Source organism: Prescottella equi, from assembly GCF_002094305.1.
Lineage (GTDB): Bacteria > Actinomycetota > Actinomycetes > Mycobacteriales > Mycobacteriaceae > Prescottella > Prescottella equi.
Window position 1 is genome coordinate 906118 of sequence record NZ_LWTX01000001.1, and the last position, 19966, is coordinate 926083.

Genomic DNA, 19966 nt, shown 5'->3' on the forward strand with positions numbered 1-19966 from the left:
GAATCGTGCTGGTCATGACGTTGGTCCTTGCCGCGGCGGGATTCGCGTTGCTGGTGATCGCTCTGATGACGGGTTCCGTCATCTGGGCGTGGGGTTGCATCCTGGTCTGTGTCGCAGGCGCCGTCCTCCTGCTCGTCAGTGCGTTGGCGAGCAGGAAGGCGGTGCCCGGCGAGACGGGGGCGCAGAATCCCCCCGGCGAGACCGGGACCGCGGATCTGCCCGACCACGGCGATTCCGGAAGCGATTCGACGCAGGGTTAGACTGAACGCACATTCGGCGTCGATCCGGCCATCACCGGGGAGCCTTCGGAAGAACGGTCGGTACTCGGTGGGGGCGCAAGCGCCACCGGGTTCCGGCTCACTAGAACCGAACGGGTGGGCCCGTCACAGCCCGAAGTCGAGAGGTTCGCCGCGTCCGCGCGGCGGGCAAGCGGGGTGGTACCGCGGTCACGGCGCACAGGGCGCCGTCGTCGTCCCCGTGCCGGTAGTAGGGCACGAGGAGCCAAACGGTGACCAGTAACGAATCCACCTCTCCCCGGACGAACGACGGGTACCCGCGCGTCGACATCGTCGGCGGACGCGCCACCGGATCCGTCTCCTTCCCGGACCTCGAGCAGAAGGTGCTCGCGGCCTGGGCGGCGGACGACACCTTCCGCGCCAGCATCGAGAATCGCGACGGTGCCGAGGATTTCGTCTTCTACGACGGCCCGCCGTTCGCCAACGGCCTGCCGCACTACGGGCACCTGCTCACCGGTTACGTCAAGGACGTCGTCCCGCGTTTCCAGACCATGCGTGGCAAGAAGGTCGACCGCCGTTTCGGCTGGGACTGCCACGGCCTGCCCGCCGAGCTCGAGGCGGAGAAGCAGCTCGGTATCAAGGACAAGTCGCAGATCGACGCGATGGGCCTCGCCGAGTTCAACGCCTACTGCAAGCAGTCCGTCCTGCGCTACACCGACGAGTGGCGTGACTACGTCACCCGTCAGGCCCGCTGGGTCGACTTCGACAACGACTACAAGACCCTCGATCTGGACTTCATGGAGTCCGTCATGTGGGCCTTCAAGGAGTTGTACGACAAGGGCCTGATCTACCAGGGCTTCCGCGTCCTGCCGTACAGCTGGTACGAGCAGACGCCGCTGTCGAACCAGGAGACCCGGCTCGACGACGCCTACAAGATGCGTCAGGACCCCGCGGTCACCGTCGACATGCTGCTCACCGCGCCCGGCTCGCCGCTCGACGGCGCGAACGCATTGATCTGGACCACCACGCCGTGGACGCTGCCGTCCAACCTCGCGATCGCGGTCCATCCGGATGTCGACTACGTGCACGTGCGGGCGGCAGGGTCTGAAGGCGCGGGCAAGCGTTACGTGCTGGCCGCCGCGCGGGTGGGGCACTACGCGCGCGAACTCGGTGAGGCGCCCGAGGTGCTCGGCGAGTACAAGGGCCGCGACCTGGTGGGGCTGAAGTACGTTCCCCCGTTCGACTTCTTCCACGGCCCCGGCAAGGGACACGAGGAAGCGCACCGCGTGCTGTCCGCCGACTACGTCACCACCGACTCCGGTACCGGCGTGGTGCACCTCGCGCCGGCATTCGGTGAAGAGGACATGGAGTGCGCGACGGCCAACGGCATCGAGATCGTGCAGCCGCTGGATCCGGGCGGCAAGTTCACCTCGATGGTCCCGCCGTACGAGGGCCTGCAGGTTTTCGACGCGAACCCGGTCATCATCAAGGACCTCAAGGCCGCCGGGAAGCTGCTGCGGCACGAGACGATCGAGCACTCGTACCCGCACAGTTGGCGTTCGGGCCAGCCGCTGATCTACATGGCGGTGCCGTCGTGGTTCGTGGCCGTCACCAAGTTCCGCGATCGCATGGTCGAACTCAACCAGGAGATCACCTGGGTGCCGGAGCACATCCGCGACGGCCAGTTCGGCAAGTGGCTCAAGGGCGCCCGGGACTGGAACATCAGCCGTAACCGCTACTGGGGCAGCCCGATCCCGGTGTGGGTGTCGGACGATCCGTCGTACCCGCGAGTCGACGTCTACGGTTCGCTCGACCAACTGGAGGCGGACTTCGGTGTCCGCCCGACCGACCTGCACCGGCCGATGATCGACGAGCTGGTCCGCCCCAACCCGGACGACCCGACCGGCAAGTCGATGATGCGTCGCGTGCCCGAGGTGCTGGACTGCTGGTTCGAGTCGGGCTCGATGCCGTACGCGCAGGTGCACTACCCGTTCGAGAACCGGGACTGGTTCGACTCGCACTACCCGGGCGACTTCATCGTCGAGTACAACGGCCAGACCCGCGGCTGGTTCTACACGCTGCACGTGTTGGCGACCGCGCTGTTCGACCGCCCGGCTTTCAAATGCGTTGCGGCGCACGGCATCGTCCTCGGCGACGACGGTCTCAAGATGAGCAAGTCCAAGGGCAACTACCCGGACGTCAAGGAGGTCTTCGACCGCGACGGCTCGGACGCCATGCGGTGGTTCCTGATGTCGTCGCCGATCCTGCGCGGCGGCAACCTGGTCGTCACCGAACAGGGCATCCGTGAGGGTGTCCGCCAGGCATTGCTGCCGCTGTGGAATGCGTGGAGCTTCCTGCAGCTGTACGCGTCCAAGCCCGGCCAGTGGCGCACCGATTCGCCGAACGTGCTCGACAAGTACATCCTCGCCAAGCTGGCGGCCACGCGGAACGCGATCACCGAGGCGCTCGACGTGACCGACATCGCTGGAGCGTGTGACGAGCTGCGCACGTTCTGCGACGCGCTCACCAACTGGTACGTGCGCCGCTCGCGCAGCCGGTTCTGGGACGAGGACCGCGACGCGATCGACACGCTGCACACCGTGCTCGAGGTGGTCACCCGGCTCGCGGCGCCGCTGCTGCCCATGGCGTCCGAGGTGATCTGGCGCGGGCTGACCGGTGGGCGGTCGGTGCACCTGACCGACTGGCCGACCGAGACCGAGCTGCCGGCCGACGCCGAGCTGGTCGCCGCGATGGACGACGTCCGTAGCGTCTGCTCGACGGTGCTCGGACTGCGCAAGGCACAGAACCTGCGCGTGCGCCTGCCGCTGCCCGAGGTGACGGTCGCGGCGCCGGACGCCGAGAAGATGCGGCCGTACCTGGGTCTGATCGCCGACGAGGTCAACGTCAAGAAGGTCGACCTCACCGACGACGTGGACGTGCACGGCCGCTTCGAGCTCGTCGTCAACGCGCGCGCCGCGGGTCCGCGTCTGGGCAAGGACGTGCAGACCGTCATCAAGGCGGTCAAGGCCGGCGACTGGACCGAGACCGACGGCGTCGTCAGCGCCGCGGGCATCGACCTGCTGCCGTCCGAGTACACCCAGCGTCTGGTCGCGGCGGAGCCCGAGTCGACGGCGGCACTGCCGGACGGCGCCGGCCTGGTCGTGCTGGACTCGCGGGTGACCGAGGAGCTCGAGGCCGAGGGCTGGGCCAAGGATCGCATCCGCGAGTTGCAGGACGCCCGCCGCAGCGCGGGACTCGACGTCTCCGACCGCATCTCGGTCACGCTGGAGGTCCCGGCGGACCGGCTGGAGTGGGCCGCTCGGCACCGCGAGCTGATCGCGGGGGAGATCCTCGCGACGTCGCTCGAGCTCGGCGCCGTCAGCGGAGACGCGGTCGTCGATCTCGGCGAGGGTGTGCGCGCCGTGATCGTCAAGGCCTGACCGGACGAGGCGCCCCGGGCGGACGACGAAGTTCCTGTCGTCCGCCCGGCGTAGTTTTCAGACATGGTTTCCGCCGACCCCACCCGCAGCCGCCGGTGGGTCCTGCACCTCGACATGGACGCGTTCTTCGCGTCCGTCGAGCAACTGACCCGTCCCACGTTGCGCGGCCGTCCGGTCCTCGTGGGCGGGCTGGGCGGTCGGGGAGTGGTGGCCGGTGCCAGCTACGAGGCTCGGGTGTTCGGGGCGCATTCGGCGATGCCGATGCACCAGGCGCGACGGTTGGTCGGCCCCGCCGCTGTCGTGCTGCCGCCGCGCGGTTCCCTGTACGGGCACGTCAGCCGTCAGGTATTCGATGCGCTGCGCGTGAGGATGCCGGTGCTGGAACAGCTTTCGATGGACGAGGCGTTCGGTGAGCCGGCCGAGTTGGCGGGCGTGGGCAAGGCGGAGGTGGAACGCTACTGCGAGGAGTTGCGGGCCCTCGTGCTGGCCGAGACCGGACTGGTCGCGTCCATCGGCGCCGGCGCCGGTAAGCAGGTGGCCAAGATCGCGTCGGGGCTCGCCAAGCCCAACGGCGTCACCGTCGTGTCCCCGGATGTCCAGCAGCAGTTGATGAGTGCGCTGCCGGTGCGCAAGCTGTGGGGGGTGGGGCCCGTGGCGGAGGAGAAACTCAAGCGGCTCGGCATCGACACGATCGGCGCTCTCGCCGCGCTTCCCGACGCCGAAGTGGTGTCGGTGCTCGGCGGAACGATCGGGCCGAGCCTGCACCGGCTCGCCCGGGGGATCGACGACAGGCCGGTCGCCGAACGCGCCGACGCCAAGCAGGTCAGTGCCGAGACCACGTACGCCGAGGACATCGTCACGCTGGCCGGGCTGCGCCGTGCGGTGGACGCGAGCGCCGCGGCCGCGCACCGTCGCCTGGACCGGGACGGGCGCGCTGCCCGCACCGTCGTGCTCAAGCTCCGTAAGTCGGACATGAGCATCGTCACGAGATCGCTCACGCTGCCGTACGCGACCACCGATCTGCAGATCCTCACCGCGACAGCGCAACGGCAGGTGATCGATCCGCTCGAGCTCGGTCCGATCCGCCTCGTCGGAGTGGGGTTCGGGGGCCTGTCGGCGGTGAGCCAGGGTTCGCTGTTCCCGGAGCTCGATCAGGCAGTGCCCGCCGAGGACGACGTAGCCGAGGCCGACGCCATCGCCGAGGACGTCTCCGACACGACGGTCCGCTGGCGGCCCGGCATGGACGTCTCGCACCCGGAGTACGGGCACGGCTGGGTGCAGGGCGCGGGCCACGGTGTGGTGACGGTCCGGTTCGAGACGCGCAGCACGGGGCGGGGGCCGTCACGTACATTCGATGACACCGATTGTGATCTGGTCGTCGCGGACGTGATCGACAGCCTGGCGTGAGGTCGTCCTCACCGCCGGTATTGTTGCTGTGAACGTACGTGACAGCTGGGGTGGGCGGTTATCGTCGTCCGCATCCCGGCCAAACCCGAATCGTGTTCGACCCGAGAATGTGTTCGACCGAGAATGTAAAGGACAAGCACTTGAAGCTCCGGAAGATGACCATCGCTGGTGTGGCGATCGCCGCTGCTCTGACCATGACGGCCTGCTCGGACGACAGCGGAAGCACCGAGCGCACCACGGCGCAGCAGACCACGACGACCGCGGCGGCCACGCCGACGCTCGCACCGCCGACGGCCGCCGAGCTCAACGCCGCTCTGGCCACCGCATTCGACGAGAGCGTGCCGGTCGAGCAGAAGGCGCAGCTCGTCCAGGGCGCCGAGGCCGATCCCGAGCTGATCAACCAGGTCGCCAAGGCCGCCAAGGATGCCGGCGCCACGATCAACGTCGTCGACGTGACCCCCACCGGTGACGACACCGTCACCGCCGGTGTGGAGCTCGTCATCAACGGCCAGAACAACCCGGCCACGGTCGACTTCGTCGCCGAGGACGGCGTCTGGAAGATGTCGAAGTCTTACGCCTGCCAGCTCGTCACCATGGCTCAGCTCTCCTCGCCGGCCTGCCCCGCGTAAGCGCTCACTGTCCCTGCACCGATGCCGTCGTCACCCCGGGTGACGACGGCATCGGCGTGTTCGGTCCCGGTCGGTTCCGGGCTCAGCGCGTCGGCGCCGCCGCGTGGATCCGCTCGGCGGAACTGCGGGCGAGGCCCGCGAGAACCCCGGCGTCGATCGGTTCGGGTCCCGTCGCGACCACCTGTACGACGGTCGAGTCCACGACCGTGAGCACGGCGTCGGATACCAGGGAGAATCCGTCGCTCGTGGTGATCAGCCGGATTCCCGTGGACGCGTCACCGACAGCGGGAGTCGCGAGCGGTTCGACGCGGTAGTCGACCCCGACGCCCTCGCCGTCGGTGCCGGAGTAGGTGGTGCACTGCCGCGCCGTGGCCTGGATCGTCGAGAAAGCTTCGGCCGCACCGCTTCCCGGGTAGCTCGCGGCATCGATGTCGATACTCGTGAAGTCGGGCCCGGAGAAGTTCGACTCGGCGTCGGCGACCGCACCGCGAGCCTGGCGGGCGACCGTGTCGAGCACGTTCGCGCACCGGGTGGGGTTGGTCGTCGGCGGCGCAGTGCCGGCGCCGGTCGTCTCGTCCGGGCTCCCGGCGGCGGCTAGTGCGACGAACCCCACCGGTAGGTCGGGGGCGGCGAGAAGCGCGGCCCGCAGCGCGGCCGGGTCGGTGATCGGACCCGCGCCGGGCGCAGCGGGCGCGGTCACGGCCGGACCGAGATCCGACGGCGCCGACGGCGAGGCGTCGGTCGACGATCCGGGTTCCGGGTCGGACGATCCGCATGCCACCAGCCCGCCGGCCAGCGCGATGGCAGCGGCCGTGACGACCACGCGCGTCAGCTGTTCCATTCGACCCGCTCGCTCGTGGTCTGGCGCAGGTGCATCGTGTCGGTCGGATCGCTGAAGGACTGGCTGCCCTCGGCGGTGATCGATCCGGCGACCGGCAGCGGCACGCTCAGGTCGACCACCACGTTGCCGGACCCACGGAGGGCGAAGGAGTCGACGTCCAGCGCCCCGGCCCCGTTGGGCAGCTGGAAGAGCGCCGTGGTGGGCGTCTGCTCCACCTGCACGTCGATGGTGAGACGGTCGCCGTCCCGTGCGACCAGCTTGGCGGTCGTCACCTGGTCGACGGCGATCGCGCCCATCACCTGCTGGCGGATCCTCCACTCGGCGCCCACGCCGATCGCTTGTTCCGGGAACGCGACCGTGCGATACACCGCCTGGTAGAACGCCTGCTCGATCATGGCCCGCGCCTTGTTCTGGGCGTCGGGGTCGGGGCGCAGGCGCAGTGCGGTGACGGCGCCGGACAGGTTCATCGTGAACCCCGCGTGCGAGCCGGTCGCCGGGGCGAGTACCTCGTCGACGTCCGGGTCGGGTGTGCTCAGGTCGCCGAGCGTGAGGTCCACGGTCGTCGCCGGTGTGCTGTCGGATGCGCCCTGCGTGACGAGTGCGGTCAGCGGCATGGTCAGGGCGGGCGTCGAGACGTCCTGGACGGCCTGCTCGTCGATCTGCTGCATCACCGTCGCAGTCGTGACCAGCTGTGCTTCCTGGCGCGTGCCCTGCGCGGGCCGGAACCGGACCACCGATCGCGGTTCGGCGCCGGCGTCGACGATCTCGGTCGTCGCGGCCGTCACCGGCACGGTGACCTCGTCGGAGGCGGCCCCGACCGCGTCGGGGCTCACGGGCGCAGCCTCGCCGCCGTTGCCGCACGCGGCGAGGAGAGTGAGGGAGAGGGTGGCCGCGACGACCGCGGTTCCCGAACGGAAGACTTTCGACGCAACTGGCACGCCAACAGGTTAGTCGGCGCGGGTGGCATGACCGGTCTGTCTCCCGCGTAAGGGATGATGGCGTGGTGAGTGACGACCGCACCGACAGCGACGACGCCGCCGTGAAAGGTGAACCGATTCCCGATCCACCCGTCCCCGACCCCGGTGACGCCTCCGTGCCGCCCGCAGATTCCGGCTCCGGCACCGTGGCGGCACGCCCTCGGCGCATGCGGATGCTCGTGGTCATCGCGGTCGTCGTGCTTGCGCTGGACCTGCTGACGAAGGTGTTGGCGGTCGCGTTGATCGACCCGAGGGATCCGGTCCGCATCATCGGCGACACGGTCACCCTGACCCTCATCCGCAATCCCGGTGCCGCGTTCTCGATGGCGACGGGAATGACCTGGCTGTTGACGCTCGTCGCGGTCGGTGTCGTGATCGGTGTCATCCGGATCGGGCGGACCCTGCGCTCGCCGTGGTGGGCCCTGGGCCTCGGTCTCGTTCTCGGCGGTGCGCTGGGCAACCTGATCGACCGGATATTCCGTTCGCCGGGTCCGCTCCAGGGTCACGTCGTGGACTTCGTCTCGGTCGGCTGGTGGCCGGTCTTCAACGTCGCGGACTCGTCGATCGTCTGCGGCGCCGTCCTGTTGGTTGCGCTTACGTTGTTCGGCATCGAACCCAGTGGCGACAAGGTCTCGCGGAAGGGAGATGCGGAATGAGGGAGACACGATCGATGCCGGTGCCCGACGGGCTCGACGGCATGCGGGTCGACGCCGGCCTCGCGCGACTCCTCGGGCTTTCGCGGACCGCCGTGGCCACCCTCACCGAGGAGGGCGCGGTGCTGGTCGACGGCGCCGCCGCCGGAAAGTCGGATCGGCTCTCGGCCGGCACCTGGCTCGAGGTGGAGTTGCCCGAGCCGCCTCGCCCGCTCACCATCGAGGCCGAGCCGGTGGAGGGCATGGAGATCCTCTACGCCGACGACGACATCGTCGCGGTCGACAAGCCTGTGGGTGTCGCGGCGCACGCGAGCGTCGGCTGGACCGGGCCGACGGTGATCGGTGGCCTCGCGGCCGCCGGGTTCCGCATCTCGACGTCGGGTGCGCACGAGCGCCAGGGCATCGTGCACCGCCTCGACGTCGGCACGTCCGGCGTGATGGTCGTGGCGACGTCCGAGCGCGCCTACACCGTCCTCAAGCGCGCCTTCAAGCAGCGCACCATCGACAAGCGGTATCACGCACTGGTGCAGGGACACCCGGATCCGAGCAGCGGCACGATCGACGCGCCCATCGGTCGCCACCGCAGCAACGACTGGAAGTTCGCGGTGACGGCGGACGGCAAGCCCAGCGTTACGCACTACGACACGGTCGAGGCGTTCCAGGCGGCCAGTCTGCTCGACATCCACCTCGAGACGGGCCGCACGCACCAGATCCGTGTCCACTTCTCGGCGCTGCGCCACCCGTGCTGCGGTGACCTCACGTACGGTGCCGACCCGCGCCTGGCGGAGCGGCTGGGACTGGAGCGGCAGTGGCTACATGCCCGCTCGCTGGGATTCGCGCATCCGGCCGACGGGCACTGGGTCGAGATCACGAGCGACTACCCGAAGGACCTGCAGCACGCGCTCGGAGTCCTGCGGGGCGCGTGAGATGAGTTCGCGCACGTGGCCGGCCGTCGCCGCGACGGTCGCGCTGGCGGCTGTCGTGGTGGGCCTGGGGGTGGCGAATCCGCCGCAGCCGGGGCGTGTCGGGACCGATGCACTCGGTCCCGAATCGGGTGAACTGGTCGCGGAGTACCTGGCGCGGGCCGCCGCCTCGCTCACCGACGCCTCTGCCGCGGACTCCGCCGACGCCGGGCCACGGTGGGCGCTGGTGTCGTTCGACGCCCCGGTGACAACCTCGCAGTTGCTCACCGACACGCCGGACGTGCGGGTGTCCCAGGTGCTCTTCCGGGTCCCTGTCGACCGAGTCCAGACACCGATCGTCGCGGTACCGGTCCCCGCCAACGATGTCGCGGTGCACCGCGCGCCGTCGGTCGCGGCGGCACGTCTACAGGCCGGAGCCGTCGGGAACGATCGCGGTGCCCAGATCGCGGCCTACTCGGCGAGCCGATTGTCCGCGGACTGTGCGTGCGTCGTGGGCGCGACGGTGCGGGGCTCGCTGGACCGGTTGCGCGCGCTCGCGGCGGTCCCGGGGGTGCGGGCGGTGGAGGCCCTGCCCGCCGACGCGATCGCGGGGGCGTTCTCGGTCAACCCACTGCTGCCGACGCAGTCCACCTCTGTCGTTCCGGGGCCGGACGACGGCCCGGTGCCCGCCCTCGGCTGACGCGCCCGCCCTCGGTCGAATCCGACCACCCGCGTGGGGGCGGCGGCACAATGTCGCAATGCCGAGGAAATCCGTGTCGATACGAGCGTTGACGGTGGTGCTCGCCGTAGGTGCCGCAATGTCGTCGGTGGGGACGGCGACGGCTGCGGCCGAGTCGTCGTCGGCGGCGCCGAGCTCGGACCTGGTCCCGTTGATCTCCGCGCTCTCCGAACGCCTGGCGATCGCCGATGCGGTCGCGGCGGCCAAGTGGGGGACCGGCAAGCCGATCGACGACCCGGCACGCGAGGCCGATGTGCTCCGTGCGGTCGCCGAGCAGGCGCGGGGCCAGGGCCTCGACCCGGCCCGGGTCACGCAGATCTTCCGCGATCAGATCGAGGCGAGCAAGGACGTGCAGCGCGGCCTGTTCGCGTACTGGGACGTCGTGCCACAGGCGGTGCCCGAGCCGCGGCCCGACCTCGCAGCGGTGCGGCCTGTGCTGGATCGCCTGAACGCCGAGATCGTGACGCGGACCGGTGAGGAGAAGGACGTACTGGCCGATCCGCGGTGCCTGTCGGACCTCGTCGCCGGTGCGGCCGAAGTCGTCGGCGCGCAGCGACCGGACGTGCTGCATCAGGCCGGTCTGGTGCGGGCGCTGCGGTCGGTGTGCGGCGCGGTCTCCGGCTGACGGCTCGTCAGTCCACCGGGGCGTCGCCGGTGTGCTTTCGCAGGAACTCGATCGTCCGATCCAGTGCGTGCCGGCCGTCGGCGTTGTCGAGGTCGAACTGGTACTCGTGTGCCAGCGGCGGTTCGTGGTCGTCCGGGTAGAAGAGGGTCGTCACGTCGACGCCGAGATCGGTGAGCTTCACCGCGAGCGCCTTCGACTGCTTCTCGGTGAGCCCGTCCGCATTGCCGCCCGAGATGTAGGTAGGCGGAAAGTCCGCAGTGACGTGGCGCAGCGTCGACATCTCGGCGACGGCGCGCGAGTTCGCGACGTCTTTGGTGCCGGTGTAGGCCCAGATCGACTCGGAGGTGCCCCAGCCCAGGATGCCGGGGCCGCCGACCATGTCGGTCACCTCGTAGATGCCGCAGTTGAGGACGACGCCGCGCAGTTGCTCGGGTCGCAGCGCCGACTCGATCCCGATCGCGCGGGCGTAGGCGGCGTCGGTGGCCATCGTCGCGAGCTGGCTCGTCAACTGGGCGCCGGCCGAGTCACCGGCCAGGACGATTCGGTCCGGATCGACGTGCAGGCGTTCGGCATTCGCGAGGATGTAGGCGTGGGCGTCGCGCAACTGCTCGACGGCCGTCGGGTACCGGTGGCGCGGTCCGAGGGAGTAGTCGAGCGAGACGACGGTGAAGCCCGCCGCGGCGATGAGCTCGTAGTAGGTCGCGCAGTTCGTCCGGTGCCCCGAGATCCAGGCGCCGCCGTGGGTCCAGATCACCGTGGGCAGGGCGTGCGTGGCGCCTCCCGATTCGGCGGGGAAGTACACGTCGAGGTGGGCGTCGTCGTCGCCCGCCCGGTACCGCTGCGCGGTGATCGACGCGACTCCTCCGGGAGCGTGCTTGCGCAGGGCTTCCGTCGTCCTGCGCGCGTCCCGGCCGAACACGGTGCGCACGACCAGCGCCCCGGGCCACGGGCCGGCGGCGAACGCGACGACGCTGCCGGCGAGCAGGCCGGCCGCGCCCAGGATCCGTCGGAGCGTCCGGTCACCGATCGTCAAGGTGCAGTCCTCCTGGCTCGGGGGATTCGGCGTGTGACGAGTCACAGTAGCCGGAGGGCTATCGTCGGCATACGTGACACCGCAGGGTAGAACCGAGGATTCCACCGGACTGGCGGCCGGGTTCGGCGCGTACCTGATCTGGGGAATGTTCCCGATCTTCTTCGGTCTCCTCGACCCCGCCGGTTCCCTCGAGGTGCTGGCGCACCGGATGGTGTGGACAGTCCTGCTGATGCTCGCCGTCCTGCTCGTCCTCGGCAAGCTGGGATCGCTGCGCGGCCTGTCCGCGAGGACGTGGGGGCTCGTGACGGCGGCCACCGTCGCGATCGCCGTCAACTGGGGCGTCTACATCTACGCGGTCGTCTCCGGCAATGTCGTCGAGGCCGCTCTCGGCTATTTCGTCAACCCGCTCGTCAGCGTGCTGATCGGGGTGCTCGTCTTCCGCGAGAAGATCCGTGCCGCCCAGATCGCGGCACTGGTCCTGGCAGCGATCGCCGTGGTGATCATCACCGTCGACTACGGCCGGCCACCGGTCGTCGCACTGACTCTGGCGCTGTCGTTCGCGCTGTACGGGGTCGTCAAGAAGGTGGTCCCGCTGGATCCGCGCACGAGTCTGACGGCCGAGGGTCTGGTCGCGGCGCCGTTCGCGATCGTCTACCTCGTCGTTCTCCTGGTCTCCGGCACCGGGTCGTTCCTCGGTAACGGCGTGGGCCACAGCCTGCTGCTCGTCGCGGCCGGACCGGTCACGGCGGCGCCTCTGTTGCTGTTCGGCCTCGCCGCGCAGCGCATTCCCCTCACGACGCTGGGCCTGTTGCAGTACCTGACCCCGGCGCTGCAGATGGTGTGGGGAGTGGTCGTGATGCACGAGGTGATGCCACCGTCGAGGTGGGTCGGATTCGCCCTGATCTGGGTCGCCCTGGTGGTATTCACCACGGACGCACTGGCTCGTGCACGGCGGACGCGCAGGGCCGGGTCACGGCTGCCCGAGACCGTCGGTGACAGGGCATAGACTCTGGGCTTGCCTGGGATCTACCGAATTACAGAGAGGCACGCGTGGCTGACTCGTTCGTTCACCTGCACAACCACACCGAGTACTCGATGCTCGACGGTGCGGCAAAAGTCGGCCCGCTGTTCAAGGAAGCCGAACGCCTCGGCATGACCGCGGTCGGCATGACCGACCACGGCAACATGTACGGCGCCAGCGAGTTCTACAACTCGGCCAAGAAGCACGGCATCAAGCCGATCATCGGCATCGAGGCGTACGTCGCGCCCGAGTCGCGGTTCAACACCAAGCGCGTGCTGTGGGGCGACCCGAGCCAGAAGTCGGACGACGTCTCCGGCAGCGGCGCGTACACCCACATGACGATGGTCGCCGAGAACTCGACCGGTCTGCGGAACCTGTTCAAGCTGTCGTCGCTCGCGTCGATCGAGGGCCAGCTCGGCAAGTGGCCGCGCATGGACGAGGAGCTGATCGCCACCCACGCCGAGGGCATCATCGCCACCACCGGCTGCCCGTCGGGCGAGATCCAGACCCGGTTGCGGCTCGGCCACGACCGCGAGGCGCTCGAGGCCGCCGCGAAATGGCAGGAGATCTGGGGCAAGGACAACTTCTTCCTCGAGCTGATGGACCACGGGCTGTCCATCGAGCGCCGCGTCCGGGAGGGCCTGCTCTCGATCGGCCGACAGCTCGGGATCCCGCCGCTCGCGACGAACGACTGCCACTACGTCACCAAGGACGCCGCCGAGAACCACGAGGCACTGCTGTGCATCCAGACCGGTAAGACGCTCTCGGACCCCACTCGCTTCAAGTTCGACGGGGACGGCTACTACCTCAAGTCGGCCGAGGAGATGCGGGCGATCTGGGACTCCGAGGTTCCCGGCGCATGCGACAACTCCGTGCTCATCGGCGAGCGAGTGCAGCCGTACGAGGACGTGTGGCAGCACCGAGACCGGATGCCGATCTTCCCGGTGCCCGAGGGCGAGACGCAGGCGAGCTGGCTGCACAAGGAGGTCATGCGGGGCCTCGACCGGCGTTTCCCGGCCGGGCCGCCGCGCGAGTACATCGAGCGTGCCGAGTACGAGATCGGCGTCATCAACCAGATGGGCTTCCCCGCTTACTTCCTCGTGGTCGGCGACCTCATCAACCACGCCCGCGAGGTCGGGATCCGGGTGGGCCCGGGTCGAGGCTCGGCGGCCGGCTCGCTCGTCGCGTACGCGATGGGTATCACCAACATCGACCCCATCCCGCACGGGCTGCTGTTCGAGCGGTTCCTCAACCCTGAACGCGTGTCGATGCCCGATATCGATATCGACTTCGACGATCGCCGCCGCGGCGAGATGGTCCGCTACGCCACCGACAAGTGGGGCAGCGACAAGGTGGCGCAGGTCATCACGTTCGGCACCATCAAGACCAAGGCCGCCATCAAGGACTCCGCGCGAGTCCAGTTCGGCCAGCCCGGTTTCGCCATCGCCGACCAGATCACCAAGGCGCTGCCGCCGCCGATCATGGCAAAGGACATCTCGGTGTCGGGTATCACCGACCCCGAGCACGAGCGGTACAAGGAAGCCGTCGAGGTCCGCGCCCTCATCGACTCCAATCCGGACGTCGCGAAGATCTACCAGACCGCGAAGGGCCTCGAGGGCCTGATCCGCAACGCAGGCGTACACGCCTGCGCGGTCATCATGTCGTCGGAGCCGCTCACCGACGCGATTCCGGTGTGGAAGCGCGCGCAGGACGGCGCGATCATCACCGGCTGGGACTACCCGTCGTGCGAGGCCATCGGTCTGCTCAAGATGGACTTCCTCGGTCTGCGCAACCTCACGGTCATCGGCGACGCGATCGAGAACATCAAGGCCAACCGCGGCGTCGACATCGACCTAGACACGCTGCCGCTCGAGGACCCGGCCACGTACGAACTGCTCGCGCGGGGCGACACGCTCGGCGTGTTCCAGCTCGACGGCAGCGCGATGCGCGATCTGCTGCGGCGCATGCAGCCCACCGGCTTCGAGGACATCGTCGCCGTCCTGGCGCTGTACCGCCCGGGCCCGATGGGCATGAACGCGCACAACGACTACGCCGACCGCAAGAACGGCCGGCAGGACGTGAAGCCGATCCACCCGGAACTCGAGGAGCCGCTCAAGGAGATCCTCGCCGACACCTTCGGTCTGATCGTGTACCAGGAGCAGATCATGCAGATCGCTCAGAAGGTCGCCGGCTACTCACTCGGACAGGCAGACCTGCTCCGCCGAGCGATGGGTAAGAAGAAGAAGGAGATCCTCGACGAGGCCTACGACGGTTTCGCGGAGGGAATGAAGGCCAACGGCTTCTCCCAGGCCGCGATCACGGCCCTGTGGGACACGGTTCTGCCGTTCGCCGGCTACGCGTTCAACAAATCGCACGCCGCCGGCTACGGCCTCGTCTCGTTCTGGACCGCCTACCTCAAGGCGAACTACCCGTCCGAGTACATGGCGGGCCTGCTCACCTCGGTCGGTGACGACAAGGACAAGGCCGCGGTGTACCTCTCGGACTGCCGGAAGATGGGCATCACCGTGCTGCCGCCGGACGTGAACGCATCCCGCGTCGACTTCGCGTCCGTCGGAGAGGACATCCGGTTCGGCCTCGGTGCGGTCCGCAACGTGGGCGCCAACGTGGTCGGGTCGATCATCGCGGCCCGCGAGGAGAAGGGCAGCTTCACCGACTTCTCCGACTACCTCAACAAGATCGACGCGCTCGCCTGCTCCAAGAAGGTCACCGAATCCCTCATCAAGGCAGGCGGATTCGATTCACTCGGGCATCCACGAAAGGGTCTGATGCTGGTGCACGCCGACGCGATCGACGCGGTCATGGGCACCAAGAAGGCCGAAGCGATGGGTCAGTTCGACCTGTTCGGCGGCGACGACGCCGACGAGTCGATCACCTCGGTGTTCAACGTCAAGGTGCCAGACGAGGAGTGGGACACCAAGCACAAGCTCGCCCTCGAACGGGAGATGCTGGGCCTGTACGTCTCCGGTCATCCCCTCAACGGCGTCGAGCACGTGCTGGCGGCGCAGTCCGACACGTCCATCCCGGTGATCCTCGAAGGAGACATCAAGGACGGGACCCAGGTCACCGTCGGCGGCATCCTCGCGTCGGTGAACCGCAGGATCAACAAGAACGGCTTGACCTGGGCGTCCGCTCAGCTCGAGGACCTCTCCGGTGGCATCGAGGTGCTGTTCTTCCCGCAGGCGTACTCGGTGTACGGCATGGACGTGGTCGAGGACTCGGTCGTGCTGGTCAAGGCCAGGGTGTCGATTCGAGACGACCGGGTGTCCCTCATCGCCAACGATCTCGCGGTGCCCGATCTGTCGGCGATCGGCGTGGCGAAGCCGGTGTCGGTGAGCCTGCCGGTGCGCCAGTGCACCAAGGAGAAGCTCGGTGCCCTGCGGCAGGTGCTGTCGAAGCATCCCGGGACGGCGGACGTGCACGTCAAGCTGATCGGATCGCGTGGCACCACACTATGGAAGGTGGACGAGGTGCTCCGGGTGGAGCCGTCGTCGTCGCTGATGGGTGACCTCAAAGCACTGCTCGGGCCGAGCTGCCTGGCGGGCTGACGAGGAACCCGCGTCCACGCTTCGGCGATTCTCTCCGCCGGCGCGTGGGAGCGTAGGCTGGACTGTATCGACGGCATTTCGCACGTGGGCATTCGAGACTGCGTCGCCTGTCGATTGAAATGATCCGGCCTATTTCTCGGCCGAGGTAGGAGCGTCGTCATGACGCTGCAGCGCGCCCAGTTCGAGCCAGTGGCGGAGTCCCGGCCCGGACCGGCCATGCATCGAGGGGTGGACGGTCCGCGGTACACGCCGCGCTTGAGGTTGAAGCCCAAGGCGCCGGGCACCGGGTATGTGGACGGTGCGTGGTGGCCGCACTCGCGAAGTCTCGTCGACGAGCTCCCGGATCTTCTGGCCGTGCTCTCGGTGCGACTCGGGCCGATCGAGCGCGTGGTCTACAGCCTGGCCAACTGGTTTCGGACGCCCGATCGAATTGTGGCACTGGGTCGTTCGGTTCGCCTGGACGGATACCACTACCAGCCGATGAACACGGTGTATGTGGTCGGAGTCAATCGCGACCGGCTGACCCTGCTGGTCTTGGCGCCGGAAACCGATCCGGGGTACTCGCATCGGACCATGATGCGTGCCGCCGCGCCGAACAATGCGACCACCGCAGACGATCTTCTGATGACCGACGTCCGCCGCGCCACGAGTCGGGCGGACCGTGAGCTCGCGGAAAGTCGGTGGGACGGCGAGGGTGGAGCGTCGGCACGCTGATACGGGCCGCCGTATCGGATGTCGACGCGTCCTGCCCGGCTCAGGACGGGAGTAACGCGGTGGCTATTACGAACATCGACGAGTACGCACACCTCAGCAGGGATGACATCGAGGCGCTGGGAGTGGAACTGACAACCATTCGCAGGGATGTCGAGGATTCGCGGGGTCGGCGCGATGCCCGATACATCCGACGCACCATCGCGTTCCAGCGAGCGCTCGACGCGTCGTCGCGGTTGCTGCTCGCTCTGAGTCGCGGGCGGATCGGGTGGGTCCTCGGCGTGGCTGGCCTGGGCGTCGCGAAGTCGATCGAGAACATGGAAATCGGGCACAACGTGTCGCACGGCCAATGGGACTGGATGAACGATCCGGAAGTCCATTCCACCACTTGGGAATGGGACATGGCCGGCACATCGACGCAGTGGAAGTACGCCCACAATTTCGTCCACCATCGGTATACCAATGTCGTCGGTATGGACGAAGATGTCGGTTTCGGCGTGATGAGGGTGACGAGGGATCAGCGCTGGCGTCCTCGACACCTGCTGCAACCGATCCAGAATCTGGTGTTGGCCGCCACGTTCGAGTGGGGGGTGGCCGTGCATGACGTCGATATCCACCAACGCAGCGGTGTCCGCGCCGTCGCGGTCAAGATTGCTCGGCAATCGGCGAAGGACTACGTGCTGTTCCCCGCGCTCAGCGGGAGGCGGTGGCGACGGACGCTCGCCGCAGACGCTACCGCGAACCTGTTGCGCAACGTGTGGGCGTATCTGGTGATTTTCTGCGGCCACTTCCCGGACGGGGCGGAGAAGTTCACGCTCGAAGAGTTGGAGCGGGAGACATCGTCGGAGTGGTATCTGCGGCAGATGCTCGGGACCGCGAACTTTCGTGCCGGCCCGGTGCTGGCGTTCCTGAGCGGCAACCTCTGTTATCAGATCGAGCATCACCTCTTCCCGGACCTGCCGAGTAACAGGTACGCCGAGATCGCCGCTCGCGTGCGGCCGCTGTGTGAGAAGTACGATCTGCCGTACACGACCGGTCCGCTCGCGCGACAGTACTGGCAGACATTCCGGACGATCCTGAAGTTGGCACTCCCGGACTGCCTGTTGGTCGCAACCGCCGACGACGCACCGGAGACGGCCTCCGAGTCGAAGTTTCGCGCGCAGTCGAGAGCGGGTGTGCGATCCGCTTCGTCGAGTGCAGAATCGCGCCGGTGTGGGCTACGGACGGCACTACGAAATCGCAGCACTTCCTCCTGGTAGAAGGTGGCGGTGGATCCGACCCGGGTGCCCGCAAACCTCCGATCGGTCAGAGGCCGCCGAGGTCGGACAGGGTCTGCAGGGCAGTGTCCGTCACTCGCCAGAGGCCGTCGATCTCCTGTTCGGCGGACGGACGCACCTGCGGGTTCTGGAGCGCGAAACCGTTCGCCAGGGTGACGGTGTTGTAGCCGCTGTCGGCGGCACGCAGCAGCGTCCGCGACGGTTGGTCGTTGCCGGCGAGGCGATCGAGGCCCTCACCCACGAAGTAGAAGCGCCAGAGTGGTCCGAGGTCGGCGCCGTACCGGTCCTTGGTGAGTGTCACGATCGAATCGCCTTCGAGTGCAATCGAATCGACGATCCGATAGAAGTCGGGGACATGTTCGGGCCGGGTGCCGCTGGTGTCGACCGCGTGCGCGAGGTCGACGGTGAGGTGGGCGTTGTAGCCGGCCATCGCGACCCGGGCCGGGCTCTGCGCGCACTGCCGGGTCAGGGCGAAGTAGTGGAACCACGCCGGATCGACCGGGGCGCCGGTGAACTCGGCGTGCAGGTTGCGCAGATAGCGTGTCAGCAGGTCGTAGCTGATGGTCGGCGACCAGGTGCGGTCCGGCAACGCGGCCGGGTCGCGCTGGAGAGGCAGGACCGCCTCGTACTCGACGGCGTCCAGCCCGATCGAGAACAGCCCGCGCCGGTCCCGGTGGTCGACGAGGATCTCGGTGATCCGGTGGTGTCGGTCGATCGCGGACTCGAGTCGCGGTAGACCGGTGCCGGACAAAGTGGACGTATCGCTCAGAGCGACGATGGCGTCGATCTCGTTCGAGCTCAACGGCGTTCCGCACGCGGTGGCCACCGCGGTGTCGGCCGAGGCGTGAGCGGGGTTCAGGAGCGTGAAGGCCGCTCCGACAGCGACGAGGGGCGCGAGCAATCGGCGTGAGCGCATCGCCCGAGCGTAGGGCGTCGACGGCGACCGCGCCGGACGAAGCGATCCGCGAGGGGGTCACGGCGCCGGCCGCGTCGCGTGGGGACGGGCCCGGTCGGTCCGGGAAACCGGTCCGGGAAGCTCAGCGGAGAGGTGTCGTCGACTGGCGCGCGAGCATGACGCGCCGCCCCCACCACACGATGACGGCCACGCCCGCCGCCGTCAGAACTGCTGGTTGCAGCACCTGTGTCACGGCGAGAACCAGAACGAAGACGAGTAGTCCCGCGGCGAGGGCTTCGAGCTTGTAGAGCGGCCAGGCGGTGCCGGCGAGATCGACGGTGGCGCCGGACCGGCCGCGGGAGCGGCGGGGGAGTGCAGCGGTGGTCATTGCGTGCACCTCTCTCGCGTGGTTTCGGGTCGTCCTGCCGGTGTGTTCAGCTTACCGACGGCACGAAGTTCGGCGCAACGAACAATTTGCGACGTGTGACGGAAATCCCGTCGTCCGGCCGATCGGGTGGTCAAGATCAAGTGTGGGGTGTTCACTTGAGGGCATGCCTCTCACCGGTGAATACGAACCCAGCCCCTCGTCCTGGGCCGCGGACCAGGTCGACCTCTACGAACGCTCGGGCGGAACCGAGGGAACGACGATGGAGGGCAAACCCGTCGTCATCCTGACCACCGTCGGTGCCAAGTCCGGCAAGCTGCGCAAGACGCCGCTGATGCGCGTCGAGCACGACGGCGAGTATGCCGTCGTCGCGTCGCTCGGCGGTGCCCCGAAGAACCCGGTCTGGTACTACAACGTCGTGGCCGATCCCCGCGTCGAACTGCAGGACGGCCCCGTCAAGCAGGACATGGTCGCGCGTGAGGTCACCGGCGACGAGAAGGCCGTCTGGTGGGAGCGTGCGGTCGCGGCGTGGCCGGATTACGCCAAGTACCAGCAGAACACCGATCGTCAGATCCCGGTCTTCGTTCTGTCCCCCCAGAAGTAGCGGGCGGCGTCGCCGTCCCCCAGCC

General features: G+C 68.4%; 18 protein-coding genes. 13 read left to right on the forward strand and 5 right to left on the reverse strand.

Annotated features, from left to right (window positions below; all coding sequences use genetic code 11):
* Nucleotides 1-5: 5 nt before the first annotated feature.
* The 4 genes from A6I89_RS04405 to A6I89_RS04420 all read left to right on the forward strand — a co-directional run bounded on the left by A6I89_RS04405 (nucleotide 6) and on the right by A6I89_RS04420 (nucleotide 5712).
* The gene (locus tag A6I89_RS04405) at nucleotides 6-260 is read left to right on the forward strand and encodes a hypothetical protein (RefSeq protein ID WP_013416355.1); all 255 of its coding nucleotides are present in this window, start codon (nucleotides 6-8) and stop codon (nucleotides 258-260) included.
* Nucleotides 261-508: 248 nt separating this feature from the next.
* On the forward strand, nucleotides 509-3676 hold the full coding sequence (gene ileS / locus A6I89_RS04410) for an isoleucine--tRNA ligase (RefSeq protein WP_022596522.1): 3168 nt from the start codon (nucleotides 509-511) through the stop codon (nucleotides 3674-3676).
* 63 nt (nucleotides 3677-3739) lie between these two features.
* Nucleotides 3740-5083, forward strand: a complete 1344-nt coding sequence (locus A6I89_RS04415) for a DNA polymerase IV (RefSeq protein ID WP_022596521.1) — start codon at nucleotides 3740-3742, stop codon at nucleotides 5081-5083.
* Between the two features lie 140 nt (nucleotides 5084-5223).
* A complete protein-coding gene (locus A6I89_RS04420) occupies nucleotides 5224-5712 on the forward strand; it encodes a WKL family lipoprotein (protein ID WP_022596520.1) in 489 nt (162 codons plus the stop codon).
* An 82-nt stretch (nucleotides 5713-5794) separates the two neighbouring features.
* Here A6I89_RS04420 and A6I89_RS04425 read toward each other — a convergent pair whose 3' ends face one another.
* Both A6I89_RS04425 and A6I89_RS04430 read right to left on the reverse strand, forming a co-directional pair.
* Nucleotides 5795-6553: a hypothetical protein gene (locus tag A6I89_RS04425; protein WP_022596518.1), complete on the reverse strand. Its 759-nt coding sequence runs from the start codon at nucleotides 6551-6553 to the stop codon at nucleotides 5795-5797.
* Nucleotides 6541-7491: a hypothetical protein gene (locus A6I89_RS04430; RefSeq protein WP_022596516.1), complete on the reverse strand. Its 951-nt coding sequence runs from the start codon at nucleotides 7489-7491 to the stop codon at nucleotides 6541-6543. The genes A6I89_RS04425 and A6I89_RS04430 overlap by 13 nt, the downstream gene beginning before the upstream one ends.
* Before the next feature lie 62 nt (nucleotides 7492-7553).
* Here A6I89_RS04430 and lspA point away from each other — a divergent pair, with 62 nt between their 5' ends.
* The 4 genes from lspA to A6I89_RS04450 are packed head-to-tail and all read left to right on the forward strand — an operon-like array spanning nucleotide 7554 to nucleotide 10449.
* The gene (lspA, locus tag A6I89_RS04435; protein ID WP_005512562.1) at nucleotides 7554-8186 is read left to right on the forward strand and encodes a signal peptidase II; all 633 of its coding nucleotides are present in this window, start codon (nucleotides 7554-7556) and stop codon (nucleotides 8184-8186) included.
* Nucleotides 8183-9109, forward strand: a complete 927-nt coding sequence (locus A6I89_RS04440) for an RluA family pseudouridine synthase (protein ID WP_013416350.1) — start codon at nucleotides 8183-8185, stop codon at nucleotides 9107-9109. The genes lspA and A6I89_RS04440 overlap by 4 nt, the downstream gene beginning before the upstream one ends.
* Nucleotide 9110: 1 nt before the next feature.
* Complete coding sequence (locus tag A6I89_RS04445; RefSeq protein ID WP_005512564.1) at nucleotides 9111-9785, forward strand: hypothetical protein; 675 nt, start codon at nucleotides 9111-9113, stop codon at nucleotides 9783-9785.
* Between the two features lie 58 nt (nucleotides 9786-9843).
* The gene (locus A6I89_RS04450) at nucleotides 9844-10449 is read left to right on the forward strand and encodes a chorismate mutase (protein WP_044991168.1); all 606 of its coding nucleotides are present in this window, start codon (nucleotides 9844-9846) and stop codon (nucleotides 10447-10449) included.
* A 7-nt stretch (nucleotides 10450-10456) separates the two neighbouring features.
* Here the strand turns inward: A6I89_RS04450 and A6I89_RS04455 are convergent, their stop codons facing one another.
* Nucleotides 10457-11482 carry an alpha/beta hydrolase gene (locus tag A6I89_RS04455; protein WP_022596512.1) on the reverse strand — a complete coding sequence of 342 codons (1026 nt, stop codon included), beginning with the start codon at nucleotides 11480-11482 and terminating at the stop codon, nucleotides 10457-10459.
* Nucleotides 11483-11555: 73 nt separating this feature from the next.
* Here A6I89_RS04455 and rarD point away from each other — a divergent pair, with 73 nt between their 5' ends.
* The 4 genes from rarD (at nucleotide 11556) to A6I89_RS04475 (ending at nucleotide 18039) form a co-directional block, all read left to right on the forward strand.
* Nucleotides 11556-12488 (forward strand): EamA family transporter RarD, encoded by a 933-nt coding sequence (rarD, locus tag A6I89_RS04460; protein WP_005512567.1) that lies wholly within the window; start codon nucleotides 11556-11558, stop codon nucleotides 12486-12488.
* 44 nt (nucleotides 12489-12532) lie between these two features.
* Nucleotides 12533-16069, forward strand: coding sequence for a DNA polymerase III subunit alpha (gene dnaE / locus A6I89_RS04465; protein ID WP_022596510.1), 3537 nt, complete (start codon nucleotides 12533-12535; stop codon nucleotides 16067-16069).
* Nucleotides 16070-16285: 216 nt separating this feature from the next.
* On the forward strand, nucleotides 16286-16783 hold the full coding sequence (locus tag A6I89_RS04470) for a DUF5994 family protein (protein ID WP_044991198.1): 498 nt from the start codon (nucleotides 16286-16288) through the stop codon (nucleotides 16781-16783).
* A gap of 59 nt (nucleotides 16784-16842) precedes the next feature.
* On the forward strand, nucleotides 16843-18039 hold the full coding sequence (locus A6I89_RS04475; protein ID WP_022596506.1) for a fatty acid desaturase family protein: 1197 nt from the start codon (nucleotides 16843-16845) through the stop codon (nucleotides 18037-18039).
* A 46-nt stretch (nucleotides 18040-18085) separates the two neighbouring features.
* Here A6I89_RS04475 and A6I89_RS04480 read toward each other — a convergent pair whose 3' ends face one another.
* A complete protein-coding gene (locus A6I89_RS04480; protein WP_022596504.1) occupies nucleotides 18086-18973 on the reverse strand; it encodes a DUF5995 family protein in 888 nt (295 codons plus the stop codon).
* Nucleotides 18974-19094: 121 nt separating this feature from the next.
* Nucleotides 19095-19340, reverse strand: a complete 246-nt coding sequence (locus A6I89_RS04485) for a hypothetical protein (RefSeq protein WP_022596502.1) — start codon at nucleotides 19338-19340, stop codon at nucleotides 19095-19097.
* Between the two features lie 163 nt (nucleotides 19341-19503).
* On the opposite strand from A6I89_RS04485, the gene A6I89_RS04490 reads away from it, so the two are divergent.
* Nucleotides 19504-19941, forward strand: coding sequence for a nitroreductase family deazaflavin-dependent oxidoreductase (locus A6I89_RS04490; RefSeq protein ID WP_022596500.1), 438 nt, complete (start codon nucleotides 19504-19506; stop codon nucleotides 19939-19941).
* The last annotated feature ends 25 nt before the right edge of the window (nucleotides 19942-19966 follow it).